This window comes from Acidovorax sp., from assembly GCF_034519795.1.
In the GTDB taxonomy this organism is placed as follows: Bacteria; Pseudomonadota; Gammaproteobacteria; order Burkholderiales; family Burkholderiaceae_C; genus Acidovorax.
Window position 1 is genome coordinate 398,252 of sequence record NZ_JAXHOB010000014.1, and the last position, 19,346, is coordinate 417,597.

Below are 19,346 nucleotides of genomic sequence, written 5' to 3' on the forward strand. Positions count from 1 at the left end.
CTACATCAAATGCGTCTGAACGGGTGGCGTCTGGCGCAACCCTGCGCTGCGGTTTACGCTCGCTGGTTGATACAACCTGATACGCAGGGGTGACGCCCGCGGGAGCACAAGCCATGAAACTGGACAACATACGCCTTTCCCCCAAGCTCTGGGGGTCCATCGTGGGCCTGCTGGGTGCCATGCTGCTGGTCTCCCTCTGGTCGCAATACCAGGCCTCGCAGGTCATGGCGCAGACGCTGGCGTCGCTGGAGGCGTTCGAACAGCGCATCTCCCTGGCCCAGCAATGGAAAGGCGCCACCGAAACCACGGGCGAGCGCGTGCTGGCCAGCAATTCCACGCCCGATGCGGAGCTGACCACCTTGTTCGACGGCCGCGTGAAGGCGGGCGTGACCGGCATCTCGGGCATCCAGTCCAAGGTGGTGGAACTGGCCACCAGTCCCGCCGACAAAGCTGCGCTGGAGCGCGTGGCCAGCGAACGCACCAATGTGCTGGCACTGAACAAGCAGGCCCGCGAGATCAAGCTGGCCGGCGATGCTGCCGCTTTCAAGACCTTCGTGGAGTCGAAATACCTGGGCGCCATCGGCCGCTACGTGGATTCGCTGGAAGCCTTCGTGCAGTTGCAGCAGTCGCAGCGCGACACGGCCAAGCAGGAGGCCGCAGGCGCCATGGCCCGGGCCCGCGCGCTGGCCTGGACCATCCAGGCCGTGGTGTTCCTGCTGGGGCTGGTACTTTCCTTCCTGCTGGTGCGCTCGATCACCCGGCCGCTGAACGATGCCGTGCAGTTGACCGACGCCATTGCCGGTGGCAACCTCACCGTGCAATCCTCGGATGACCGCCAGGACGAGTTCGGCCACCTGCTGCGCTCGGTTTCGCAAATGGCGGCCAAGCTGCGCGGCCTGGTGTCGGAAGTGCGCAGCGGCGTGGATTCGATGTCCAACGCCTCGGTGGAGATCGCCACCGGCAACCACGACCTGTCGTCGCGCACCGAGCAGACGGCGGCCAACCTGGAGGAAACTGCCGCCAGCATGGAGGAGCTGACCGCCACTGTGACCCAGTCGGCCGACACCGCACGCCAGGCCAACCAGTTGGCCAGCACCGCCGCGCAGGCCGCCGGTCGGGGTGGCGAAGTAGTGGCCCAGGTGGTGACCAGCATGCAGACCATCACCCACAGCTCGCGCAAGATCGCCGACATCATCGGCACCATCGACGGCATCGCCTTCCAGACCAATATCCTGGCGCTGAATGCCGCCGTGGAAGCGGCCCGCGCCGGCGAGCAGGGCCGGGGCTTTGCCGTGGTGGCCAGCGAGGTGCGCGGTCTGGCGCAGCGCAGCGCCGAGGCGGCCAAGGAGATCAAGGGCCTGATCACGGCGTCGGTGGAATCGGTGGAGACCGGATCCGAGCAGGTCACCCAGGCCGGCCAGGCCATGGACGAGATCGTCAGCAGCGTGCGCCGCGTGTCGGACCTGATCGGCGAGATCACCGCCTCCTCGTCCGAACAGCGCGACGGCATTGCCCAGGTGAACGTGGCCGTGACCCAGCTCGACCAGATGACGCAGCAGAACGCCGCGCTGGTGGAAGAATCGGCCGCCGCCGCCTCGTCGCTGCGCGACCAGGCGCAGCGCCTGGCCGAGGTGGTGTCGGTGTTCAATGTGGGCTACCAGCCGGCGGCTGCCGCGCCAGCACCCCGGCCTGCCCCGGCCCGTGCCCCGGCCCCGCGCACTGCGGCGCCTGCCAGCAAGGTCACGGCGTCCACCAGTGCCACCCGCAAGCTGCAGGCCCCAACGCCCGCAGCCGCCAAGGCCCCGTCACCGGCCGCCGCCAGGCCCGGCCCCAAGGCCAAGGGCTCGGACGAAGACTGGGAGTCCTTCTGACTCCGCGAAACTGAAGGGCTGAACGCTTCAGCCCATCTCGCGCACGACGTTCATCGCCTCTTCCACGCGCTCCACGGCGTGGATGGTCAGCCCTTCGATAGGCTTCTTGGGGGCATTCGCCTTGGGCACCACGGCCACGCTGAAACCGAGCTTGGCGGCCTCCTTGAGCCGCTCCTGCCCGCGTGGCGCGGGCCGCACCTCGCCGGCCAGGCCCACTTCGCCAAACGCCAGGAAGCCGCGCGGCAGGGCCTTGCCGCGCAGGCTGGAGGTGATGGCCAGCATGACGGCCAGATCGGCGGCGGGCTCGCTGATGCGCACCCCACCCACCGCATTCACGAACACATCCTGGTCCATGCAGGCCACACCCGCATGGCGGTGCAACACGGCCAGCAGCATGGCCAGCCGATCCTTGTCCAGGCCCACCGACAGGCGCCGGGGGCTGGGGCCGCCGCTGTCCACCAGCGCCTGGATCTCCACCAGCAGCGGGCGCGTGCCCTCCAGGGTGACCATCACGCAGCTGCCCGGCACGGGCTCGCTGTGCTGGCTCAGGAAGATGGCGCTGGGGTTGCTCACGCCCTTGAGGCCCTTCTCGGTCATGGCGAACACGCCGATCTCGTTGACCGCACCAAAGCGGTTCTTGATGGCGCGCACCAGGCGGAACTGGCTGTGCGTATCGCCCTCGAAGTAGAGCACCGTGTCCACCATGTGCTCGAGCACACGCGGGCCGGCCAGGGCCCCTTCCTTGGTGACATGGCCCACGAGCACGATGGCCACGCCCGAAGACTTGGCCGCGCGCGTGAGGTGGGCCGCGCATTCGCGCACCTGGGCCACCGAGCCCGGGGCCGAGGTGAGCTGGTCGGAGTACACGGTCTGGATGGAGTCGATCACCGCCACGGCCGGCTGCATGGATTCGATGGTGGCCAGGATCTTTTCGAGCTGGATCTCGGCCAGCACGTTGACCTGGCTGTGGTCCAGCCCGAGCCGGCGCGAGCGCAGCGCCACCTGGGCACCGCTTTCCTCGCCGGTCACGTACAGCGTGGGCAGGCCCGCGCGCTGCAGGGCGTCGAGCGCCTGCAGCAGCAGGGTGGACTTGCCGATGCCCGGGTCGCCGCCGATCAGCACCACGCCACCTTCGACGATGCCGCCACCCAGCACCCGGTCGAGCTCGTCGATGCCGCTCGGTGTGCGCTCCACGTCGCTGGCCTCGATGGCCGACAGCGGCATCACTGCCTGGGCCTGGGCAAGGCCCGCGAACTGCGCACCGCTGTAGCGGTTCTTGCCCGGCCCGGCCTCGGCCACCTGCTCGATCAGCGAGTTCCAGGCACCGCAGGCCGGGCACTTGCCCAGCCAGCGCGGGCTGGTGCCGCCGCATTCGGTGCAGGAGTAAACGGTCTTGTCTTTGGCCATGGCGTGGGATGGTGGAGCAGGAAGGGAAGCGGGCTGGTGACTATAGCGGCCGCAGCACGGGCCTGCAGCCCCGGCGCACAAGCCGTACGATGGCGGCCTTGCACCAGAACCACAGAGACACACCCGCATGCAAACCCCTGTCAATCCCTTCAAGCAGGCCATGGCCCAGGGCCGGAGCCAGATCGGCCTGTGGCTGGCCCTGGCCGACGCCTACAGCACGGAGATCCTGGCCGGCACCGGCTACGACTGGCTGCTGCTGGACGGCGAGCACGCACCCAACGACCTGCGCTCGCAGCTGCACCTGCTGCAGGCCGTGGCCAGCGCCACCAGCGCCCTGCCCGCCGGCGCACAGCCACCCCATGCGATCGCACGCGTGCCCGTGGGCGACACGGTGCTGATCAAGCAGTACCTCGATATCGGCGCCACCACGCTGCTGGTGCCCATGGTGGACACGGCCGAGCAGGCGCGCGAGCTGGTGCGCGCCACGCGCTACGCACCCGAGGGCGTGCGCGGCATGGGCAGCGCCCTGGCGCGCTCCTCGCGCTGGCAGGCGTACCCGAACTATGTGCACGAGGCCAATGCCCAGGTGTGCTTGCTGGTGCAGGCAGAGACGGTTCAGGCCATGGACAACCTGGATGCGATTGCCTCCGTGCCCGGCGTGGACGGCGTGTTCATCGGCCCGGCAGACCTGTCGGCATCGATGGGCCACCCCGGCAACCCCGGCCACCCCGCTGTGCAGGCAGCGATCACCGAGGGCATTGCGCGCATCCTGCGTGCGGGCAAGGCACCGGGCATCCTGGCCACCAACGAAGCGCAGGCACGCCAGTGGCTGGCGGCGGGCGCGCTGTTCGTGGCGGTGGGGGTCGATACCATGCTGCTGGCCAGCGCGGCCCGGCAGTTGCTGGCCCGCTTTCACGCGGACGCCCCTGCCGCAATGCCCAATGGCTACTGAACACCCTTTGATATGGAAAGCAATGCAACGATGAAAGCATGTATCTACGGCGCTGGCGCCATTGGTGGCTGGATCGGCCTGGCACTGGCGCAGGCGGGCACCGAGGTCAGCATGGTGGCGCGCGGCGCCACGCTGGCGGCCCTTGAGGAACACGGCCTGCGCTTGCGCCGCCCCGATGGCAGCGTGGTGCATGTCCCCGTGCGCGCCAGCGACAGCCCGGCCGCATTGGGCGTGCAGGACCTGGTGGTGGTGGCGGTCAAGGCACCGGGCCTGCCCGAGGTGGCGCGCGCCATGGCCCCGCTGATCGACCCCCAGACCGTGGTGCTGACCGCGATGAACGGCGTGCCCTGGTGGTTCCTCGACGGCTGCAGCGGTGAGGCCCAGGGCCGCACGCTGGAGTCGGTGGACCCCGGCGGCGCGATTGCCCGCGCCATCCCGGCCGGCCAGGTGCTGGGCAGCGTGGTGCATACCAGCTGCTCGCTGGAGGCGCCGGGCTTCGTCAAGCAGCACTTCGGCAACCGGCTGATCGTGGGCGAGCCCGATGGCAGTGCCAGCACCCGGCTGCAGGCGCTGGCCGGTGCGCTGCAGACCGGCGGCATCGATGTGGAGGTCTCCACGAACATCCAGAAGGACATCTGGTTCAAGCTCTGGGGCAACCTCACCGTGAACCCGATCAGCGCGCTCACCGGCGCCACCACCGACCGCATCCTCGACGACGACCTGGTGCGCGGCTTCGTCTCGGCCGTGATGCTGGAGGCCAAGGCCATCGGCGGGCAGTTGGGCCTGCCCATCGACCAGCAGCCCGAAGACCGCCATGCCGTGACACGCAAGCTCGGCGCCTTCAAGACCTCGATGTTGCAGGACGTGGAGGCCGGCAAGCCCGTGGAGATCGACGCCCTCGTGGGCGCGGTCCACGAACTGGGGCAGATCACCGGCATCCCCACCCCGCACACCGCCGCCCTGCTGGGTCTGGCGCGCCTGATGGCCCGCACCCGCGGTTTGTACTGATTTCCTACCCCAACCTCCGACCATGCTCAAACTCTATTCCGCCCCCGGCACCTGCTCCCTGGCTGCCAACATTGCCCTGCACGAGGCCGACGCCGGCCACGAGCTGGTGACGCTGGACTTTGCCAACCAGCAGCAGCGCAGCCCCGAATACCTCGCCATCAACCCCAAGGGCCGCGTGCCCACGCTGGTGACGGAGCACGGCGTGCTGTCCGAAACAATCTCACTGCTGCTGTACATCGCTCAGCGTTTTCCCGCTGCGAAGCTCGCCCCTCTGGAAGACCCGTTCGCGCTGGCGCATATGCAGGAGTTCAACAGCTACCTGGCCTCCACCGTGCACGTCAACCACGCCCACGGGCGGCGAGCGGGGCGCTGGGCCGATGAGCCCAGCTCCATCGCCGATATGCAGCGCAAGGTGCCGCAGACCATGACCGAGGCCTTCAACGTCATCGAAACCCACTACCTGCGGGGCCCCTGGGTGCTGGGCGAGGCCTATTCGGTGGCCGATGCCTATCTGTTCACCATCGCCTCGTGGCTCCAGTCGGATGGCGTGGACATTGCGCTGTTTCCCAAGGTGGCTGCGCACACGGCGCGCATGCTGGAGCGCCCCGCCGTCCAACGCGCACTGGCCTGATCTCTCTGGACCTCAAGAGAAAGCCCTCGCAGCCAAGACGGCTGCGAGGGCTTTTTCCGGGTGGACCCCCGGGGGGCCCCACGGCTTTGGATTCGACCGGATAGCCAGGCGGGAGCCGCATCAGTGCAGTATCAACCCTGCGGCCAGTACCAGCATCATGACCGCCACCAAGCCATCGAGCGCGCGCCAGGCGTGGGGTGATGCGAACAGCGGCGCCAGCCAGCGCGCCCCCCAGCCCAGTGCGGCGAACCACACCAGGCTGGCCAGGCTGGCCCCTCCGGCGAAGCCCATGCGCAGCGAGGGCGGGTAGGGGCTGGCGATCGCCCCCAGCAGCAGCACCGTGTCCAGGTAGACATGGGGATTGAGCCAGGTGAAGGCCATGGCGGTGAGCACCACCGGCTGCCATCCGGCTGGCGCCGTGCCCTCGGTTGCTACCTGCATCGCGGCGGGCTTCCAGGCCCGCAGCAAGGCGCGCGCCGCATAGGCCAGCAGAAAGGCGGCGCCGAGCCAGCGCGCGGCCACGAGCAGCGTGGGGTGTGCCTGCACGGCCGACCCCAGGCCCCACACGCCGGCCTGTACCAGGATGGCGTCGGACAGCGCGCACACGAGCACCACGGGTAGTACATGCTCACGCCGCAGGCCCTGGCGCAGCACGAAGGCGTTCTGTGCGCCGATGGCGATGATGAGGATGGCGGTCGAGGAAAAGCCGTTGGCAAAGGCCGAGGATAGGTTCATGGGCCCGATGGTGACCAACTGCATGAGGAAAGAAAAGCTATACTTTTTTGCTTACCGTAAGCAAAGCTGAATGCACCTCGACACCGCGCAACTCGCCGCCCTCGCTGCCGTGCTGGAAGAAGGCAGCTTCGAGCGCGCCGCGCTGGCCTTGCACGTGACGCGCTCGGCCGTGTCCCAGCGTGTCAAGCTGCTCGAAGAGCGCGTGGGCCAGGTGCTGATTCGCCGCGCCTCGCCCTGCACCCCGACCGAGGCCGGCCAGGCCCTGCTGCGCCATGCCCAGCAGATGGCGCTGAGCGAAGCCGATGCACTGCGCAGCATTGCGGGCAGCAGCGCCGGACTGGGACCGGTGCGGCTGGCACTGGGGGTGAATGCCGATTCGCTGGCCTCGTGGTTCGTGGACGCCATGGCCCAGGCCGCGGAGCCCGGCGAGGGCATGGCCCCGCCCATCACCTTCGACATCCATGTCGAGGACCAGGACCATTCTTCCGAACTGCTGCGCCAAGGCCGCGTGATGGCCGCCGTGACTGCCGACCCGCAACCCGTGCAGGGCTGCCAGGTGGTGCGCCTGGGCACCATGCGCTACCGGGCGCTGGCCAGCCCCGCGTTCATGGAGCGCCATTTCGCGAACGGCGTGACGGCGGCGGCACTGGCCCAGGCCCCGGTGCTGGTCTTCAACCGCAAGGACGCCTTGCAGGAGCGCTTCATGCGCCGCATCGCGCGCCGCGCGCTGGCACCGCCGGTGCACTGGCTGCCCTCGTCCCAAGGCTTCGTAGCGGCCACCCTGGCCGGGCTGGGCTGGGGCATGAGCCCCGACCAACTGGCGAGCGAGGCCATCGACGCCGGCCGCCTGGTCGAACTGGTGCCCGGCAAGCCCGTAGACGTGGCCTTGTACTGGCAGTTCTGGCGCCTGAACGTGCAGGCGCTGCAGCGCATGACACAGGCGGTGCAGCAAGCCGCAGCGGCGTCCCTGCTACCGTGATCACAGGGGATCAGGCCGGCAGGTCTTCATGGTGGTCGGCCACGCCTTTCTTCCAGTAGGCGGCGATGCGCATGCGCTTGGGGTTCACGCCCGGCTTGGCCAGCACCACCTTGCGCAGGGCCGCCATGTCGGCGTGCTCGCCTGCCGCCCAGATATAGCCATCACCTTCGGGGATGGTCAGCGCCTGGGCTGCCTCGGGCAGCGAGTCCACCCACTGCAGGTCGAGCTTCGCGGCGCTGGCCAGGGGCCGCCGGTCGGCCGGGTTGCGCACCTGGATGCGCACGGTTGCAGCGGCTTCGGCCGGCAGCTCGGCCAGGCGGCGCACGATGGCGGGCACGGCGGTTTCATCGCCCAGCAGCCAGTGCCACGCGAATGCGGTGGGCACCACCATGCTGCCGCGTGGCCCGGCCACGCCCACCCAGTGGCCCACGGCTGCAGCGGCGGCCCAGTCCGATGCGGGGCCAGCGTCATGCAGGGCCACCTCGATGTCCAGCTCGCCGCGCGCCGCGTCGTAGTGCGCGGGGGTGTAGTCGCGCAGCACGGGGCGCGGCTCGGGCATCACCGAGCGGCCATCTTGCACCGTGGGCAGCGCGGCGCGCTCCTGGCCCGGGAGCGGCAGGATGAGCTTGAGGTGGTCGTCGAAGCCCGCGCTCACGAAGTCGGCCAGGTCCGGCCCGCCGAGCGTGAGCCGCACGAATCCGGGGCTGACCTGCGTGCGGCGCAGCACCTGCGCGTGGCGCGCCTTCAGGGTGTGGCGCACACGGCTGATGGCCAGGGCGTCGGCGGGCACAGCCGCAGAGAGAGGTTCGAAGGTCATAAATTACAATGTTGTTGATTCAATCAACCAAATCATCCGCCAACAAGTTGACATTGTCAACCGGTTGGTTTTTGCCATGCACCGCAGCCGCCCCCCCGCCGATGTCTTCGAAGCGATGCACGACCTGATGCACGTGTACCGCGCGCACATGGTGCGGGCCATGGCGGCCATCCACCCCGACCTGACGATGAACGAGGTGCGCGCGCTGGGCTTCATCGGCCGCCATCCGGGCGCGACGCAAAAGGACCTGGTGCGCCACAGCGGCACCGACAAGGCCCAGGTGGCGCGCATGGTGGCCCAACTGGCCGAGCGCGGCTGGATCACCAGCCACCCCAACCCCGAAGACGGCCGCAGCCGCATCCTGGCGCTGAGCCCCGAAGGTCAGGCCCTGCAGGAGGAGGTGCGCGGCCTGCGCCAGACGCTGTCGGCGCGGCTGCTGCAAGGCTGCGATGCAGGCACCCAGGAGCAGTTGCTCGCGCTGCTGGGACAGTTGCGCGGCGAGCTGGACGCCTTGCCTGCGTGCGGGTAGCAGGGCTGACTTCGGCACCACGGCCACTTGGCGCCGGCCCCATGCAGTAGATTTGCCTGTGGCGGAGCAACTGCTACGGGCCCACAATTGCACAAGCCCGTAAAACTTTACGTGCAATCGTTAAAATTTGCGTGTAACTTCAGGTTTTCGCGGCCCTGCGCCGCCAGGGAGCGCCTGCCCGGGTGGGCGGCAAGAAAGGTGTGCCAAGTGGGAGCGTCAACGGCGAAGCAGCAGCAGGCCCTCGCGTTGCGTCCTGCGACAGAGCAGGACGCAACGTTCCTGTTCGCCTTGTACCGCTCGGTGCGCGAGCCGGAGCTACAGGCCATCGGCTGGCCGGACGCACAGATCGATGCCTTCTGCGAAATGCAGCACCGGTTTCGCACGACGGGGTATGGGCAGTACCTGCCCCCCGTGGAAACGACCCTGGTGCTGTGGGAGGGCAACCCTGCGGGAATGCTCGCAGTGTGCCGCAGCGCGGAACGCTGGGTGCTGGTGAACATCGAGCTTCTTCCCGCCGCACGGGGCAAGGGCATAGGATCCGAACTGATTGCCCGGCTCCAGCAGGACGCCGTGTCCGCTGGCGTGGGTCTGCGGCTGCAGGCCGCCAGCGCGAGCCCCGTGGTGCGCCTGTACGAGCGCTGCGGCTTTGAGAGCGTGACCGATGACGGCATGGTGCGGCAGATGGAGTGGCCGCACGGCAAGCCACGGCGGGCTTCCCCGAGGAAGCCAGGCAACCGTGGCACCGACAAACAGACAGTGGACTGATTGAACCAGGAACCAAGACCCATGGAATTCGAAGACACCGCGCCTTTGGCCCGCCCAGCGCTGGAATCGGAAAGCCGTCGCCGTTTTGTCGCACAGACCGGTATGGTGGCGACCGCCATCGCACTGGGCGGCACCGGCCTGGCCGGCGCCGCCCAATCAAAGCTCACGAGCGGCCGCGCACTGCGCGTGGGGCTGCTATTGCCGGACGCAAGGGCATACCCGCTGATGGGAGCACAGCTCCTGGCCGGCGCACAGTCCTTTGCCGCGCAGGCGAACAGCGGCACGCCTGTGCATTTCACCCCGGTGGTGTACGGCAGCCACCCCCAACAGGCAGAGCGGGCCATGCAACAGATGCTGTCCGCCGGACAGGTGGATGTGCTCGCCGGTTTTGTCTGCGCCAACGCGGCCACGCAATGGGCCCCCCAGCTGGCCGCACACCAGGTACCCCTGCTCGTGGGCGATGCCGGGGCCAATGCGCTGGTGCCTGGGGCCCAGTCCCCATGGGTGCTGCGCAACAGCCTGGGCTACTGGCAGGCGGCCTGGGCCGCTGGCCGTTGGGCAGCCCAAAACCTCGGGCCCCGCGCCATTGTGGCCGTGGGCCCGGCGGACAGTGGCTTCGACCATCTGCCGGCTTTTGAGCGCGGCTTTGCCTCGGGCGGCGGCAAGGTGCAAACCACGGTCTTCACGCGGTCGCCCGATGGAACCAGCCAACTGGATGCCCTCGCCCAATTAGTGCGCCAGACGCGGCCGGACCTGGTCTATGCGCTGGACTCCGGCATGCGGGCCGACGCATTCCAGCGGTTCTGGTCCCGCTCAGAAGCAGCCCGACAGGTGCCCCTGGTGGCTGGTGGCATGTTGGGTGAAGCCATGGCAACCGCCGCCCTGGCACAGCGGCCCGCCCAGGGCGCGCGCATCTGGGCTACGCGGTCCTGGCAGCAGGGAGCAGGCGATGCCGGCATGGCTGCTTCATCGAGCGCCGGCAACCCCACCCCGTTTCATCTGCTGGGCCATGAAATGGCGCAGCGCGTGCACGCCGCCGCTGCGGCATCCGGTGCACGTGGCCTGCCGCTGGCCCAGGCCATGGCAGCAGCGGTGCTGCAGACACCCCGTGGAGAAGTGCGCCTGGATGCGGGCACCGGTGAAACGGTGGCGCCAGCCTATCTGCAGGGCCTTCACCTGGATCAGGCCAGCTCGGTAGTGGCGCTGCAATCCGTGCGTGCCGGCAGTTGTCAGGGGCTGTGTGAAATCCTGGGCAGCCGCATCGCTGGGACGTACCTTGCTGCATGACGGCATCAACGACAACAACTGAAAGCGATTGACGATGTCAGACCCTTACCTTGGCGAGGTCCGCATATTTGGCGGCAACTTTGCTCCGCGAGACTGGATGTTTTGCCGTGGACAACTGTTGTCCATTTCACAGAACTCCGCACTGTTTTCACTGCTGGGAACCACCTATGGAGGCGATGGGCAGAATACCTTCGGCCTACCCAACCTGCAGGGGCGTGCGCCCGTGCACCAAGGCCAGGGCCCTGGGCTGACCAACCGCACCATAGGAGAAGTTTCAGGTTCGGAGAGCGTAACCCTGACCGCCCTGCAGATTCCGCAGCATTCCCATGGTCTGGCACATGGAGGCGTGGGTGACCAGGCATCGCCTCAGAATGGCCTGCTGGGCACCACGTCCGCTCGCGATTTCCGATACACCAATGTGGCTGCATCAGCGAACCTGGCGGCCGACACGCTGACCATGTCTGGCAGCAGTATGCCGCACGAAAACCGCTCGCCCTATATGGCGGTCAATTTCATCATTTGCGTGGCCGGAATCTTTCCGTCACGCAACTGACAGGAGAAAAAACATGGATCCATTCCTCGGGGAAATCCGTTTGCTCGGCTGCAACTTCGCCCCGTCTGGCTGGGCGATCTGCGCAGGACAGCTGATGCCGATTCAGCAAAACACCGCCTTGTTTTCGCTGTTGGGCACCACGTATGGCGGCAACGGGACCACCACCTTTGCACTACCCGACCTCCGGGGGAACACCCCCATAGGGTTCGGCCAAGGTGCAGGCTTGTCGGACTACGCGCTGGGAGAGGTGGGCGGCGCAGCAGACGTGACACTCCTGGCAGCGGATATTCCTGCACACACCCATACCGTGGCCGCAGTGGCAGCGGTAGGCACCTTGAACACACCTGCGGCGGGCCTGCTAGCGCAGTCCAGCATCCGCTCCAACCTCTACGAGACCACGGCCGCTAACACCACGATGGCGCCCACTGCGGTCACATCGACAGGCGGGAACCAGGCCCACAACAACATGCCGCCCTACTTGGCCCTCAATTTCTGCATTGCCCTCCAGGGGATTTTCCCCTCCCGCAACTAACTGAGTGTCTGCTGCCCCCTGACCGGAACATCCTATGGCCACCCCTTTTCTCGGCGAAATCAGCCTGTGCGCATTCAGTTTCCCCCCCAGAGGCTGGGCTCTTTGCAATGGGCAGCAGTTGCCCATTGCACAGAACTCCGCACTTTTTTCCCTGCTGGGGACCACCTACGGTGGCAACGGACAAACCACCTTCGCTCTGCCGGACCTGCGGGGACGACGCCCTATAGGTACCGGGACCAGTACACAGGGGGTCAACTACGTCTGGGGCCAGCAGGGGGGAGAAGAAACCCACATTCTGACCCTCGCCGAAATGCCCACGCACAACCATTTGCTGCGCGTAGCTAGCGGGGTCGGCACCAGCAGCTCTCCGCAGAACGCCTACCTCGCAGCGTCAGCCGTTGATGCGCCCTATACAGACGCGGTCACAGCAGGCGTCAACAACGATCTGCTCACAAGCGCTGGCGGATCGCAGCCGCACAACAATCTTCCGCCGTACTTGGTGATGAACTTCGTTATTGCGCTGCAGGGCATTTTTCCGTCCCGCAACTGATCCACACAAGAACCCACAAGGCGCCCTGGCGCTGCAAGGCCTTCGGGCCGACCAAGGAGCAGATTTCATGCAACGATGGATCCAAACCCTGAAGCCGACCTGGTGGTCTGGGCTGGGCATGCTGGTTCTGGCCCTGGGGGCCGGTGGCCATGCCATGGCTGCCACCATCACGGTGGACACACTGGGGGATGGCAACACGGGATGCACACTGCGCAGGGCCCTTGCCAATGCCAACGCCGCCAACCAGGGGGCGACAGAGTGCACGCGGGGGGATTCCGGCGGCAACGAAATCCGCTTCAATACTGCGACCCAAGTGATCGTACTGACCGCGGGCAATGGCCCCCTGGTCATTGAGCGCAGCCTCACCATCACGGGCAACGGCGCGGCGTCCACGAGCATCTCGGGAGGCGGCCTGGTCCGCGTGCTGGACATCCCCGTGGGCAGCAGCGTGATCCTGGCGTTGAACGGGCTCACGGTGAGCAACGGCAAGGCACTGGCCAGCAGCACCATGAGCAATGCGGGCGGACTGTTCATCCCCGCAGGCTCTACCGCTAACCTGAGCAACTGTGCCTTCCGCAGCAACGACGCCCAGTCCAGCGGCGGCGCCATCGAAAACCGCGGCGCGCTGACCATCAATGCCTGCACCTTCACCGGCAACACGGCGGCAGGTGAAGGTGGCGCCATCCGCAACATCGGCACGATGACGGTGGACGGGTCCATCTTCAACGGCAACACAGCCGATCGCGGCGGCGCGGTGTGGGTCAACCGCACGGCGGTGACCAATATCGACCTGCTGAACTCCAAATTCGGGGCCAACACCGGCGGCAGCATTGGCGGCGCGGTGGTCCTGGGCACGGCCGTGATGAATGCCACGGGCAGCAGCGCCACCTTGACCACCACGGGCAGCGTCTCCAATGCGTCGGCCTATCCGGAAAGCCCGCCGACGATCACGGTCCAGCCCACCACCCCCGTCACCGTGGGCAGCGCTGCCACCCTGTCGGTGACGCTGACCGGCAGTACCACACCCACAGGCACGGTGAGCCTGCTGTCCGGCGTGGATGCCATTGCCGGCTGCTCCAACCTGAACCTGACCAATGGCGCTGCGAGCTGCAGCCCGACCACCCTGGTCGTGGGCATGCACACCATCACGGCCCAGTATTCAGGCGACAGCAACTACCTGCCCGGCACTTCCGCAGGGGTGGCCCAGGTGATCGACGGATCCACCAATGTCGACACCAAGCAGGTCACGGTGAGCGGGCCGCAGAATGCCGAGGTCTGGGTAGACAGTGCCAACAAGGGCACCCTCACGGCCACAGGCAAGCTGACCGTTGCACTGGACACACCCGCGCCGGATGGCGCCAAGCCCTTCGTGGTCGAAACCAAGACCGCAGGCGGGGGCAGCACGTTGGTCACCGGCACGCTCACGATCACGCGCGACGGTACGCCGCCGGTGTTCTCGGCCCTGCAACCTGCAGACGGCGGCTTACTGGGCAGTAGCAGCACCATCGACTACACGCTGAGCGAAGACGTGGAGGCCGGCGCTACCATCGTATTCACACGCACCGGCGGCGCTGCCGACCCCACACCGCATACCTGCACGCTGCAGGGCACGGCCCTGAATGCGGGCTCCCACCAGATCGCCTATGCGGCCAATGCCAACGGCTGCTCCACGGCACTGAACCTGGTCAGCAACGCCATCTACAGCATCGCTTTCAGCGGCACGGACAAGGCGGGCAACCCGTCGGCCACCGCCCCGGTCACCGGCGTCACTTACGACACCACGCTTCCCACCGCCACGCTGACCCTGCCCACCACGTCCACCAGCCGGACGATCACCGTGGCAGCCGGTGCGTTCAGTGGCAGCGATACAGGATCGGGCATTGCCGCTGCGGGCTACTGCCTGCAGGAGAGCAATGTGTCGGCCAATTGCGCCTGGGGTGCAGTGCCCACGAGCTATCCGTTTGCATCGGATGGCAACAAGACACTGTACGGCTTCGTCAAGGACAATGCGGGCAACGTCTCTGCCGTTGCGCCCGCTGCCACTGCCAGCGTGTTGGTGGACTCCAGCGTGCCGGTGGCTCCCACCTTGGCCACGACGCCCACCTACGCCATCGGCAACTCCACCGCGCTGACCATCCAGAGCGCCGAGAATGGGCTGCAGGTCTGGCTCGGTAACAGCAACACCGGCCAGGTCATCGCGGGCGGTACGGCCAGCATCAGCATCGACACCAGCGGCATCGCCAATGGTCAGCAAGCCACCTTCCGGATCACGCTGCGCGATGCGGCAGGCAATGTGAGCGCGGAATTGGTGCTGCCCCTGACGCGCGATACCAGCGCCCCGGTGTTCAGTGCGACCACCCCGGCGAACAACGCAGCCATCAAGGCCAATGCCACGCTGGGCTTCACGCTCAGCAAGCCTGTGGCCAGCGCGCTCATCACCGCCACCCGGACGGGCGGCGCGGCCGACGGCTCCTCACCCCACACCTGCAACCTGCAGGGCATCGCCCTCCATGCGGGCGCCAATAGGGTGGCGCTGACCGCTGACGCCAATGGCTGCATGGCCCCGCTGGGTCTGGTCGATGGTGCGATCTACACCTTCGCATTCGACGCGACCGATGCGGCCAGCAACCCCGCCGTCACCGCATCGATCACGGGGGTGACGTACGACACCAGCGCTCCGGCAGCCCCCGCAGTGACCACACCAGCCAATAACGCATCGGCCGAAGGCAGCTCGGTGGTCATCAGCGGCACGGCAGAGGCCGGCAGCCGGGTGGATGTGTACGAAGGCGCGACCCTGCTGGGCAGCGGCACGGCGACGGGCGGCAACTTCTCGGTCACGGTGTCCGGCCTGGCCTTCGTGGTGCACAACTTCACGCTCAAGGCCACCGACGCTGCAGGCAACGAGAGCGCCAGCAGCCCCGTGCTGACCTACACGGCCCAGGTGCCCAGTGGTGGCGGTGGGTCGACCCCGCCCGCAGTGGTGACGCAGGGCAGCGTGGCCGTGACGCCAGGCACGCCGGTCACCGTGGGCGGCAGCGTCCAGGTCACCGCATCGCCGGGCAGCACGATCACGCTCAACCCGCAATCGGGCGGATCCACCATCACCCTGCCCCCCGCAGGCAGCGGCGGCACCCCGGCACCCGTGACCCTGGTGATCGGCGGCCAGACCTTCAGCATCCAGCCCCAGGCCGATACGGCCACCGTGCTCAGCGTGGTCACGCTGATCGGCGCCAATGGCCAGCCCCAGGTGGCCCTGGTGCTCAACCCATCGACCTCGGGCGACTCCCAGGTGACGCTCAGCGGCACGGTGAGCCAGGGCACGGTGGTGGCCCTGCTGTCCACCAGCACGGGCAACCTGCCGCTGACCGCTCAGGGCGATGGCGTGGTGTCGGTCACGCTCATCACCACCCCGCGCGCTGCCGCAGGCACGCCGCAGTCGTGGAGCGTGTTCGTGCGCACGGGCCGCGTGGCCCTGCCACCGGCTGCCAATGGGGCTGCCGCCGTGACGGTGTACAGCGGCGAAATGGCGCGGCTCGATGGCACGGGCAAGGTGCAGAGCGTGCGCCTGGGCACCGTGGCCGGCAACGGCCTGGGCGACCCGGTGCAGCGCACGGACTTGCCAGCCGGCATCAACGCCAACGTGGGCTTCGTGCGCCTTGCGGGCGTTCCGACCCGCACTGGCGGCAGCGCGCCGCTGGAAACCCTGGTCCACAATGGCCTGCGCACCGTCGGCATCACCAGCAGTCCGCAGTCCTCGGACGGCAGCGTCACCTGGACCCTGGGCGGCGTGAGCTTCCCTGTGGTGCCGCTGGAAGTGCGCGTGGTGCCTGGCCGCGCTGATGGTGCCAGCGTGGCGGAGGATGGCAGCATCGAGGTGGCCACGGCCGGCCTGGTCACCCGCTTCGGCCCGGCCCTGCAGTCCCTGCCCGCCATGGGCCAGGCCCTGACGGCCCTGGGCGCCACGACGGTGATGCAGCCCAATGGCGCCCTGCGCGTTTCCCTGGGCACCACCGTCTTCCACATGCGGGCGCAGTGGCTGCCAATGGGGCGCACGGGCAATGCCCCGGGCTTCGTCTTCAGCAGCACGGCCGGCCTGGTCTTCACAGATGCGAGTGGCGTGAGCCAGGCGCTGCAGGGCGACGTGGCCGACTATGACGGCCTCACCAGCCTGCTGCAGTCGGTCCTGGGTACGACCACCATTCTGCGCACCGGCCTGGACCTGCAGACCGAACTGACGCTTGGCAGCCAGCGCTTCCTGCTGGTTCCCGATCTGGCGCTGCTGCCTGCGGGCACCGGCCCCGCCAACAGCAACTGGTGGTTCGAGGGCGCCAAGCTCTTTGTGCGCTACCCCGGCGGGCTGGTGCAGGGCTTCGCCGTGACGGCGCGCTGAGCACGCCAGCAAGGACCCGGTCCAGCCACGCAAGCAAAGCGGGTGGCGCCCAAGGCGCCTCCCGCTTTGTTTTGGGGGTATGCGCGCCCGCCGGGCGCCGAACTCAGCGCGCCTTCATGCCCGACTGCATGGCCCGCACCGCTTCGGGCAGCGAATTCACATGGGGCAGGAAGTGGTCGATGGCAAACCCCAGGGCCACCGCGCACACCACGGCACCGAGCATGGGCTTCCAGGTCAGGCGCACGGCGGCGCTGAGCCAGCCCTCGCGCTCCACGCCCATGGCGGCGCGCGCCGTCACCACCGAGAAGGCCAGCTCTACCGCCACGGTGAGCAGCACGTCCCAGCCGAAGAACAGCATGGCCAGGGCACCCGCGCCGAAGACGATGGCCGAGCCGATGAGGAAGATGGCGACGATGGGGATGACCACCACCGCGCCCTCGTCGGCGCCCGACACCGCGTCGGCCGCGCCGCTGGCCAACTCGCCCAGGCCGGAGCCCGCGTCCGACAGGCCCGCGCCGAAGTCGCCCGAGCCGCCGTTGGTGTGGACCGTGCCGCCCGAACGCGGCATGGGCATGCCCTGCCCGCCGCCGCCACGCCAGGAGACGGCATCGAGCGCCATGTCCGCCACATCCCCGGCGGCCTCGACCGCGTCCCCGGCGCCGCCATCGGAATCGTCGTCATCGCGCTGCACCAGGCGGGCCGCCCACAGGCGCAGTACCAGCAGGTAGCCGATGTAGCCGACCGACAGGGTGATGAGGTAGCGCAGCGCCAGGGTCTCCATGCCCAGCAGCATCTGCACATGCGAGGTGCACCACATGATGAGCAGCGTGAAGCCCCCGATCAGGAAACCATGCACGCGCAGGCTGTAGCGCTGTTGCAGGGTGCTAGCCAGCTGGTGCCGGGGCTGCATGCGCACGGAGCGCCAGTTCGACGCCTTCTTCTTGCGGGACGGGTTGCTGCTGCTATTGCTGCTGCGCTTGTCGGCCATGGAGTGGCTCCTGTCGGCTGGATGGAGAGGGGAATCCGCCGCGCAGCGTACCCCATCCGCACCGGTTCACCCGCCGGTCCGCAGGCCCGACCGTGAACAGATGCTCAATTCAGTCGACGTTGACCGGTACGCGCTGGGCCAGCGCGCACATCAGCTCCCAGGACACGGTGCCGGCCGGCTGGGCCACCTCATCGATGGTCAGCACGGCGCCGTTGCTGGCGCGGCCCCAGAGCGTGACCTCGCTGCCGAAACCGACGTCCGTGCCCAGCGCCATGCCCGATTGCAGCAGCGGCATCAGGTCCACGGTGACCATGTCCATGCTCACCCGGCCCACGATGCGCGTGCGCACGCCATTGACCAGCACCGGCGTGCCGGTGGGGCAGTGGCGCGGGTAGCCATCGCCATAGCCGCAGGCGGCCACGCCGATGGTCAGCGGCCCCTCGGCGGTGAAGCTCGAACCGTAGCCCACGGTGTCGCCCGCCTGAAGCTGCTGCACGGCCAGCAGTTTCGTGGACAAGGTCATGGTGGGCGCCAGCCCCCAGTGGCCGGCCGTATTTTCCGGGTGATCGGGCGCATTGCCGTACAGCACGATGCCCGCACGCACCCAATCGGCGCGCACGCTGGCGTCACCGCTGTGGCGCAGCGTGGCGGCACTGTTTGAGAGTGTGCGCTCACCTGGAAGGTCTGCAGCGGCGGTGTTGAACGCGGCCATCTGGTGGGCGATGCCGCGCGGGCCATCGGCATCGCTGAAGTGGGTCATGAACGAGATCTCGTCCACCTGCGGCAGCGCATTGAGCCGTGCCCAGGCGGCGCGGTAGCGCTGGGGCGTGAAGCCCAGGCGGTTCATGCCCGAGTTCATCTTCAGGAACACGCGGTGCGGTACCTGGGTCTTGTGGGTGGCGAGCATGTCGATCTGCTCGTCGCAGTGCACGGCATGCCAGAGCCCCAGGCGCGAGCACAGCTCCAGGTCGCGCAGCTCGAACACGCCTTCGAGCAGCAGGATGGGACCCCGCCAGCCCAGCTGGCGCACGCGCTCGGCTTCGGCCAGGTCCAGCAGGGCAAAGCCATCGGCCCCGCGCAAGCCCTCGTACGCCCGCTCGATGCCATGGCCATAGGCATTGGACTTGACCACGGCCCAGACCTTGGCGTCGGGCACGCTGCGGCGCACGCGCTCCAGGTTGTGGTGCAGGGCGGCGGTGTGGATGGTGGCTTGTATCGGGCGGGGCATGGGGTTTGACCGGGTGGGATGTCCTGGATTCTGGCACCGGGGCCGTTTACCCGCGTGATATAACCATCTGTCGGCCAACAAGCTCCCCATATTTAACAGGGCATCAGTCCAACTGATGCAGCAC

The 19,346-nt window shown here is 68.0% G+C and carries 16 protein-coding genes and 1 pseudogene; 12 read left to right on the forward strand and 5 right to left on the reverse strand.

The features are described 5' to 3' along the window. Positions 1 to 113 precede the first annotated feature (113 nt). Entirely contained in the window at positions 114 to 1,871 is a 1,758-nt protein-coding gene (locus tag U5N23_RS18660) for a methyl-accepting chemotaxis protein (RefSeq protein WP_322594235.1), read from the forward strand. 27 nt (positions 1,872 to 1,898) lie between these two features. Here the strand turns inward: U5N23_RS18660 and radA are convergent, their stop codons facing one another. Continuing rightward, complete coding sequence (gene radA / locus U5N23_RS18665; protein WP_322594236.1) at positions 1,899 to 3,278, reverse strand: DNA repair protein RadA; 1,380 nt, start codon at positions 3,276 to 3,278, stop codon at positions 1,899 to 1,901. A gap of 127 nt (positions 3,279 to 3,405) precedes the next feature. Here radA and U5N23_RS18670 point away from each other — a divergent pair, with 127 nt between their 5' ends. From U5N23_RS18670 to U5N23_RS18680, 3 genes are read left to right on the forward strand one after another with little or no spacing between them, the layout of a single operon-like run. Next, entirely contained in the window at positions 3,406 to 4,230 is an 825-nt protein-coding gene (locus U5N23_RS18670; protein ID WP_322594237.1) for an HpcH/HpaI aldolase/citrate lyase family protein, read from the forward strand. Between the two features lie 30 nt (positions 4,231 to 4,260). Continuing rightward, complete coding sequence (locus tag U5N23_RS18675) at positions 4,261 to 5,238, forward strand: 2-dehydropantoate 2-reductase (protein ID WP_322594238.1); 978 nt, start codon at positions 4,261 to 4,263, stop codon at positions 5,236 to 5,238. A gap of 22 nt (positions 5,239 to 5,260) precedes the next feature. Beyond that, positions 5,261 to 5,869, forward strand: a complete 609-nt coding sequence (locus U5N23_RS18680; protein ID WP_322594239.1) for a glutathione S-transferase family protein — start codon at positions 5,261 to 5,263, stop codon at positions 5,867 to 5,869. Between the two features lie 120 nt (positions 5,870 to 5,989). Here U5N23_RS18680 and U5N23_RS18685 read toward each other — a convergent pair whose 3' ends face one another. Next, on the reverse strand, positions 5,990 to 6,604 hold the full coding sequence (locus U5N23_RS18685) for a LysE/ArgO family amino acid transporter (RefSeq protein ID WP_322594240.1): 615 nt from the start codon (positions 6,602 to 6,604) through the stop codon (positions 5,990 to 5,992). Positions 6,605 to 6,674: 70 nt separating this feature from the next. Here U5N23_RS18685 and U5N23_RS18690 point away from each other — a divergent pair, with 70 nt between their 5' ends. Continuing rightward, entirely contained in the window at positions 6,675 to 7,583 is a 909-nt protein-coding gene (locus U5N23_RS18690) for a LysR family transcriptional regulator ArgP (protein ID WP_322594241.1), read from the forward strand. A 10-nt stretch (positions 7,584 to 7,593) separates the two neighbouring features. Here the strand turns inward: U5N23_RS18690 and U5N23_RS18695 are convergent, their stop codons facing one another. Further along, on the reverse strand, positions 7,594 to 8,400 hold the full coding sequence (locus U5N23_RS18695; RefSeq protein WP_322594242.1) for a siderophore-interacting protein: 807 nt from the start codon (positions 8,398 to 8,400) through the stop codon (positions 7,594 to 7,596). A 76-nt stretch (positions 8,401 to 8,476) separates the two neighbouring features. Between U5N23_RS18695 and U5N23_RS18700 the strand changes: the two genes are divergently transcribed. The 7 genes and pseudogenes from U5N23_RS18700 to U5N23_RS33165 all read left to right on the forward strand — a co-directional run. Further along, complete coding sequence (locus U5N23_RS18700; RefSeq protein ID WP_322594243.1) at positions 8,477 to 8,929, forward strand: MarR family transcriptional regulator; 453 nt, start codon at positions 8,477 to 8,479, stop codon at positions 8,927 to 8,929. Between the two features lie 246 nt (positions 8,930 to 9,175). Beyond that, the gene (locus U5N23_RS18705; RefSeq protein ID WP_322594244.1) at positions 9,176 to 9,694 is read left to right on the forward strand and encodes a GNAT family N-acetyltransferase; all 519 of its coding nucleotides are present in this window, start codon (positions 9,176 to 9,178) and stop codon (positions 9,692 to 9,694) included. 21 nt (positions 9,695 to 9,715) lie between these two features. Then, the gene (locus U5N23_RS18710; RefSeq protein WP_322594245.1) at positions 9,716 to 10,981 is read left to right on the forward strand and encodes an ABC transporter substrate-binding protein; all 1,266 of its coding nucleotides are present in this window, start codon (positions 9,716 to 9,718) and stop codon (positions 10,979 to 10,981) included. Positions 10,982 to 11,015: 34 nt separating this feature from the next. Beyond that, a complete protein-coding gene (locus U5N23_RS18715; protein ID WP_057202676.1) occupies positions 11,016 to 11,534 on the forward strand; it encodes a phage tail protein in 519 nt (172 codons plus the stop codon). A gap of 13 nt (positions 11,535 to 11,547) precedes the next feature. Next, positions 11,548 to 12,066 (forward strand): phage tail protein, encoded by a 519-nt coding sequence (locus U5N23_RS18720; RefSeq protein ID WP_057202677.1) that lies wholly within the window; start codon positions 11,548 to 11,550, stop codon positions 12,064 to 12,066. A gap of 34 nt (positions 12,067 to 12,100) precedes the next feature. Next, positions 12,101 to 12,616 (forward strand): phage tail protein, encoded by a 516-nt coding sequence (locus tag U5N23_RS18725; RefSeq protein WP_057202678.1) that lies wholly within the window; start codon positions 12,101 to 12,103, stop codon positions 12,614 to 12,616. 862 nt (positions 12,617 to 13,478) lie between these two features. Further along, a pseudogene (locus tag U5N23_RS33165) lies at positions 13,479 to 13,811 on the forward strand (Ig-like domain-containing protein); the annotation flags it as partial. Between the two features lie 3,298 nt (positions 13,812 to 17,109). Here U5N23_RS33165 and U5N23_RS18735 read toward each other — a convergent pair. After that, positions 17,110 to 17,994 carry a hypothetical protein gene (locus tag U5N23_RS18735; RefSeq protein WP_322594247.1) on the reverse strand — a complete coding sequence of 295 codons (885 nt, stop codon included), beginning with the start codon at positions 17,992 to 17,994 and terminating at the stop codon, positions 17,110 to 17,112. 109 nt (positions 17,995 to 18,103) lie between these two features. After that, positions 18,104 to 19,222, reverse strand: coding sequence for an alanine racemase (gene alr, locus U5N23_RS18740; RefSeq protein WP_322594248.1), 1,119 nt, complete (start codon positions 19,220 to 19,222; stop codon positions 18,104 to 18,106). Positions 19,223 to 19,346 lie beyond the last annotated feature (124 nt).

Bases quoted from the DNA above. Each gene is read 5' to 3' on its own strand.
- U5N23_RS18660 (WP_322594235.1), top strand. From the start codon at position 114: ATGAAACTGGACAACATACGCCTTTCCCCCAAGCTCTGGGGGTCCATC.
- radA (WP_322594236.1), bottom strand. From the start codon at position 3,278: ATGGCCAAAGACAAGACCGTTTACTCCTGCACCGAATGCGGCGGCACC.
- U5N23_RS18670 (WP_322594237.1), top strand. From the start codon at position 3,406: ATGCAAACCCCTGTCAATCCCTTCAAGCAGGCCATGGCCCAGGGCCGG.
- U5N23_RS18675 (WP_322594238.1), top strand. From the start codon at position 4,261: ATGAAAGCATGTATCTACGGCGCTGGCGCCATTGGTGGCTGGATCGGC.
- U5N23_RS18680 (WP_322594239.1), top strand. From the start codon at position 5,261: ATGCTCAAACTCTATTCCGCCCCCGGCACCTGCTCCCTGGCTGCCAAC.
- U5N23_RS18685 (WP_322594240.1), bottom strand. From the start codon at position 6,604: ATGAACCTATCCTCGGCCTTTGCCAACGGCTTTTCCTCGACCGCCATC.
- U5N23_RS18690 (WP_322594241.1), top strand. From the start codon at position 6,675: ATGCACCTCGACACCGCGCAACTCGCCGCCCTCGCTGCCGTGCTGGAA.
- U5N23_RS18695 (WP_322594242.1), bottom strand. From the start codon at position 8,400: ATGACCTTCGAACCTCTCTCTGCGGCTGTGCCCGCCGACGCCCTGGCC.
- U5N23_RS18700 (WP_322594243.1), top strand. From the start codon at position 8,477: ATGCACCGCAGCCGCCCCCCCGCCGATGTCTTCGAAGCGATGCACGAC.
- U5N23_RS18710 (WP_322594245.1), top strand. From the start codon at position 9,716: ATGGAATTCGAAGACACCGCGCCTTTGGCCCGCCCAGCGCTGGAATCG.
- U5N23_RS18715 (WP_057202676.1), top strand. From the start codon at position 11,016: ATGTCAGACCCTTACCTTGGCGAGGTCCGCATATTTGGCGGCAACTTT.
- U5N23_RS18720 (WP_057202677.1), top strand. From the start codon at position 11,548: ATGGATCCATTCCTCGGGGAAATCCGTTTGCTCGGCTGCAACTTCGCC.
- U5N23_RS18725 (WP_057202678.1), top strand. From the start codon at position 12,101: ATGGCCACCCCTTTTCTCGGCGAAATCAGCCTGTGCGCATTCAGTTTC.
- U5N23_RS18735 (WP_322594247.1), bottom strand. From the start codon at position 17,994: ATGGCCGACAAGCGCAGCAGCAATAGCAGCAGCAACCCGTCCCGCAAG.
- alr (WP_322594248.1), bottom strand. From the start codon at position 19,222: ATGCCCCGCCCGATACAAGCCACCATCCACACCGCCGCCCTGCACCAC.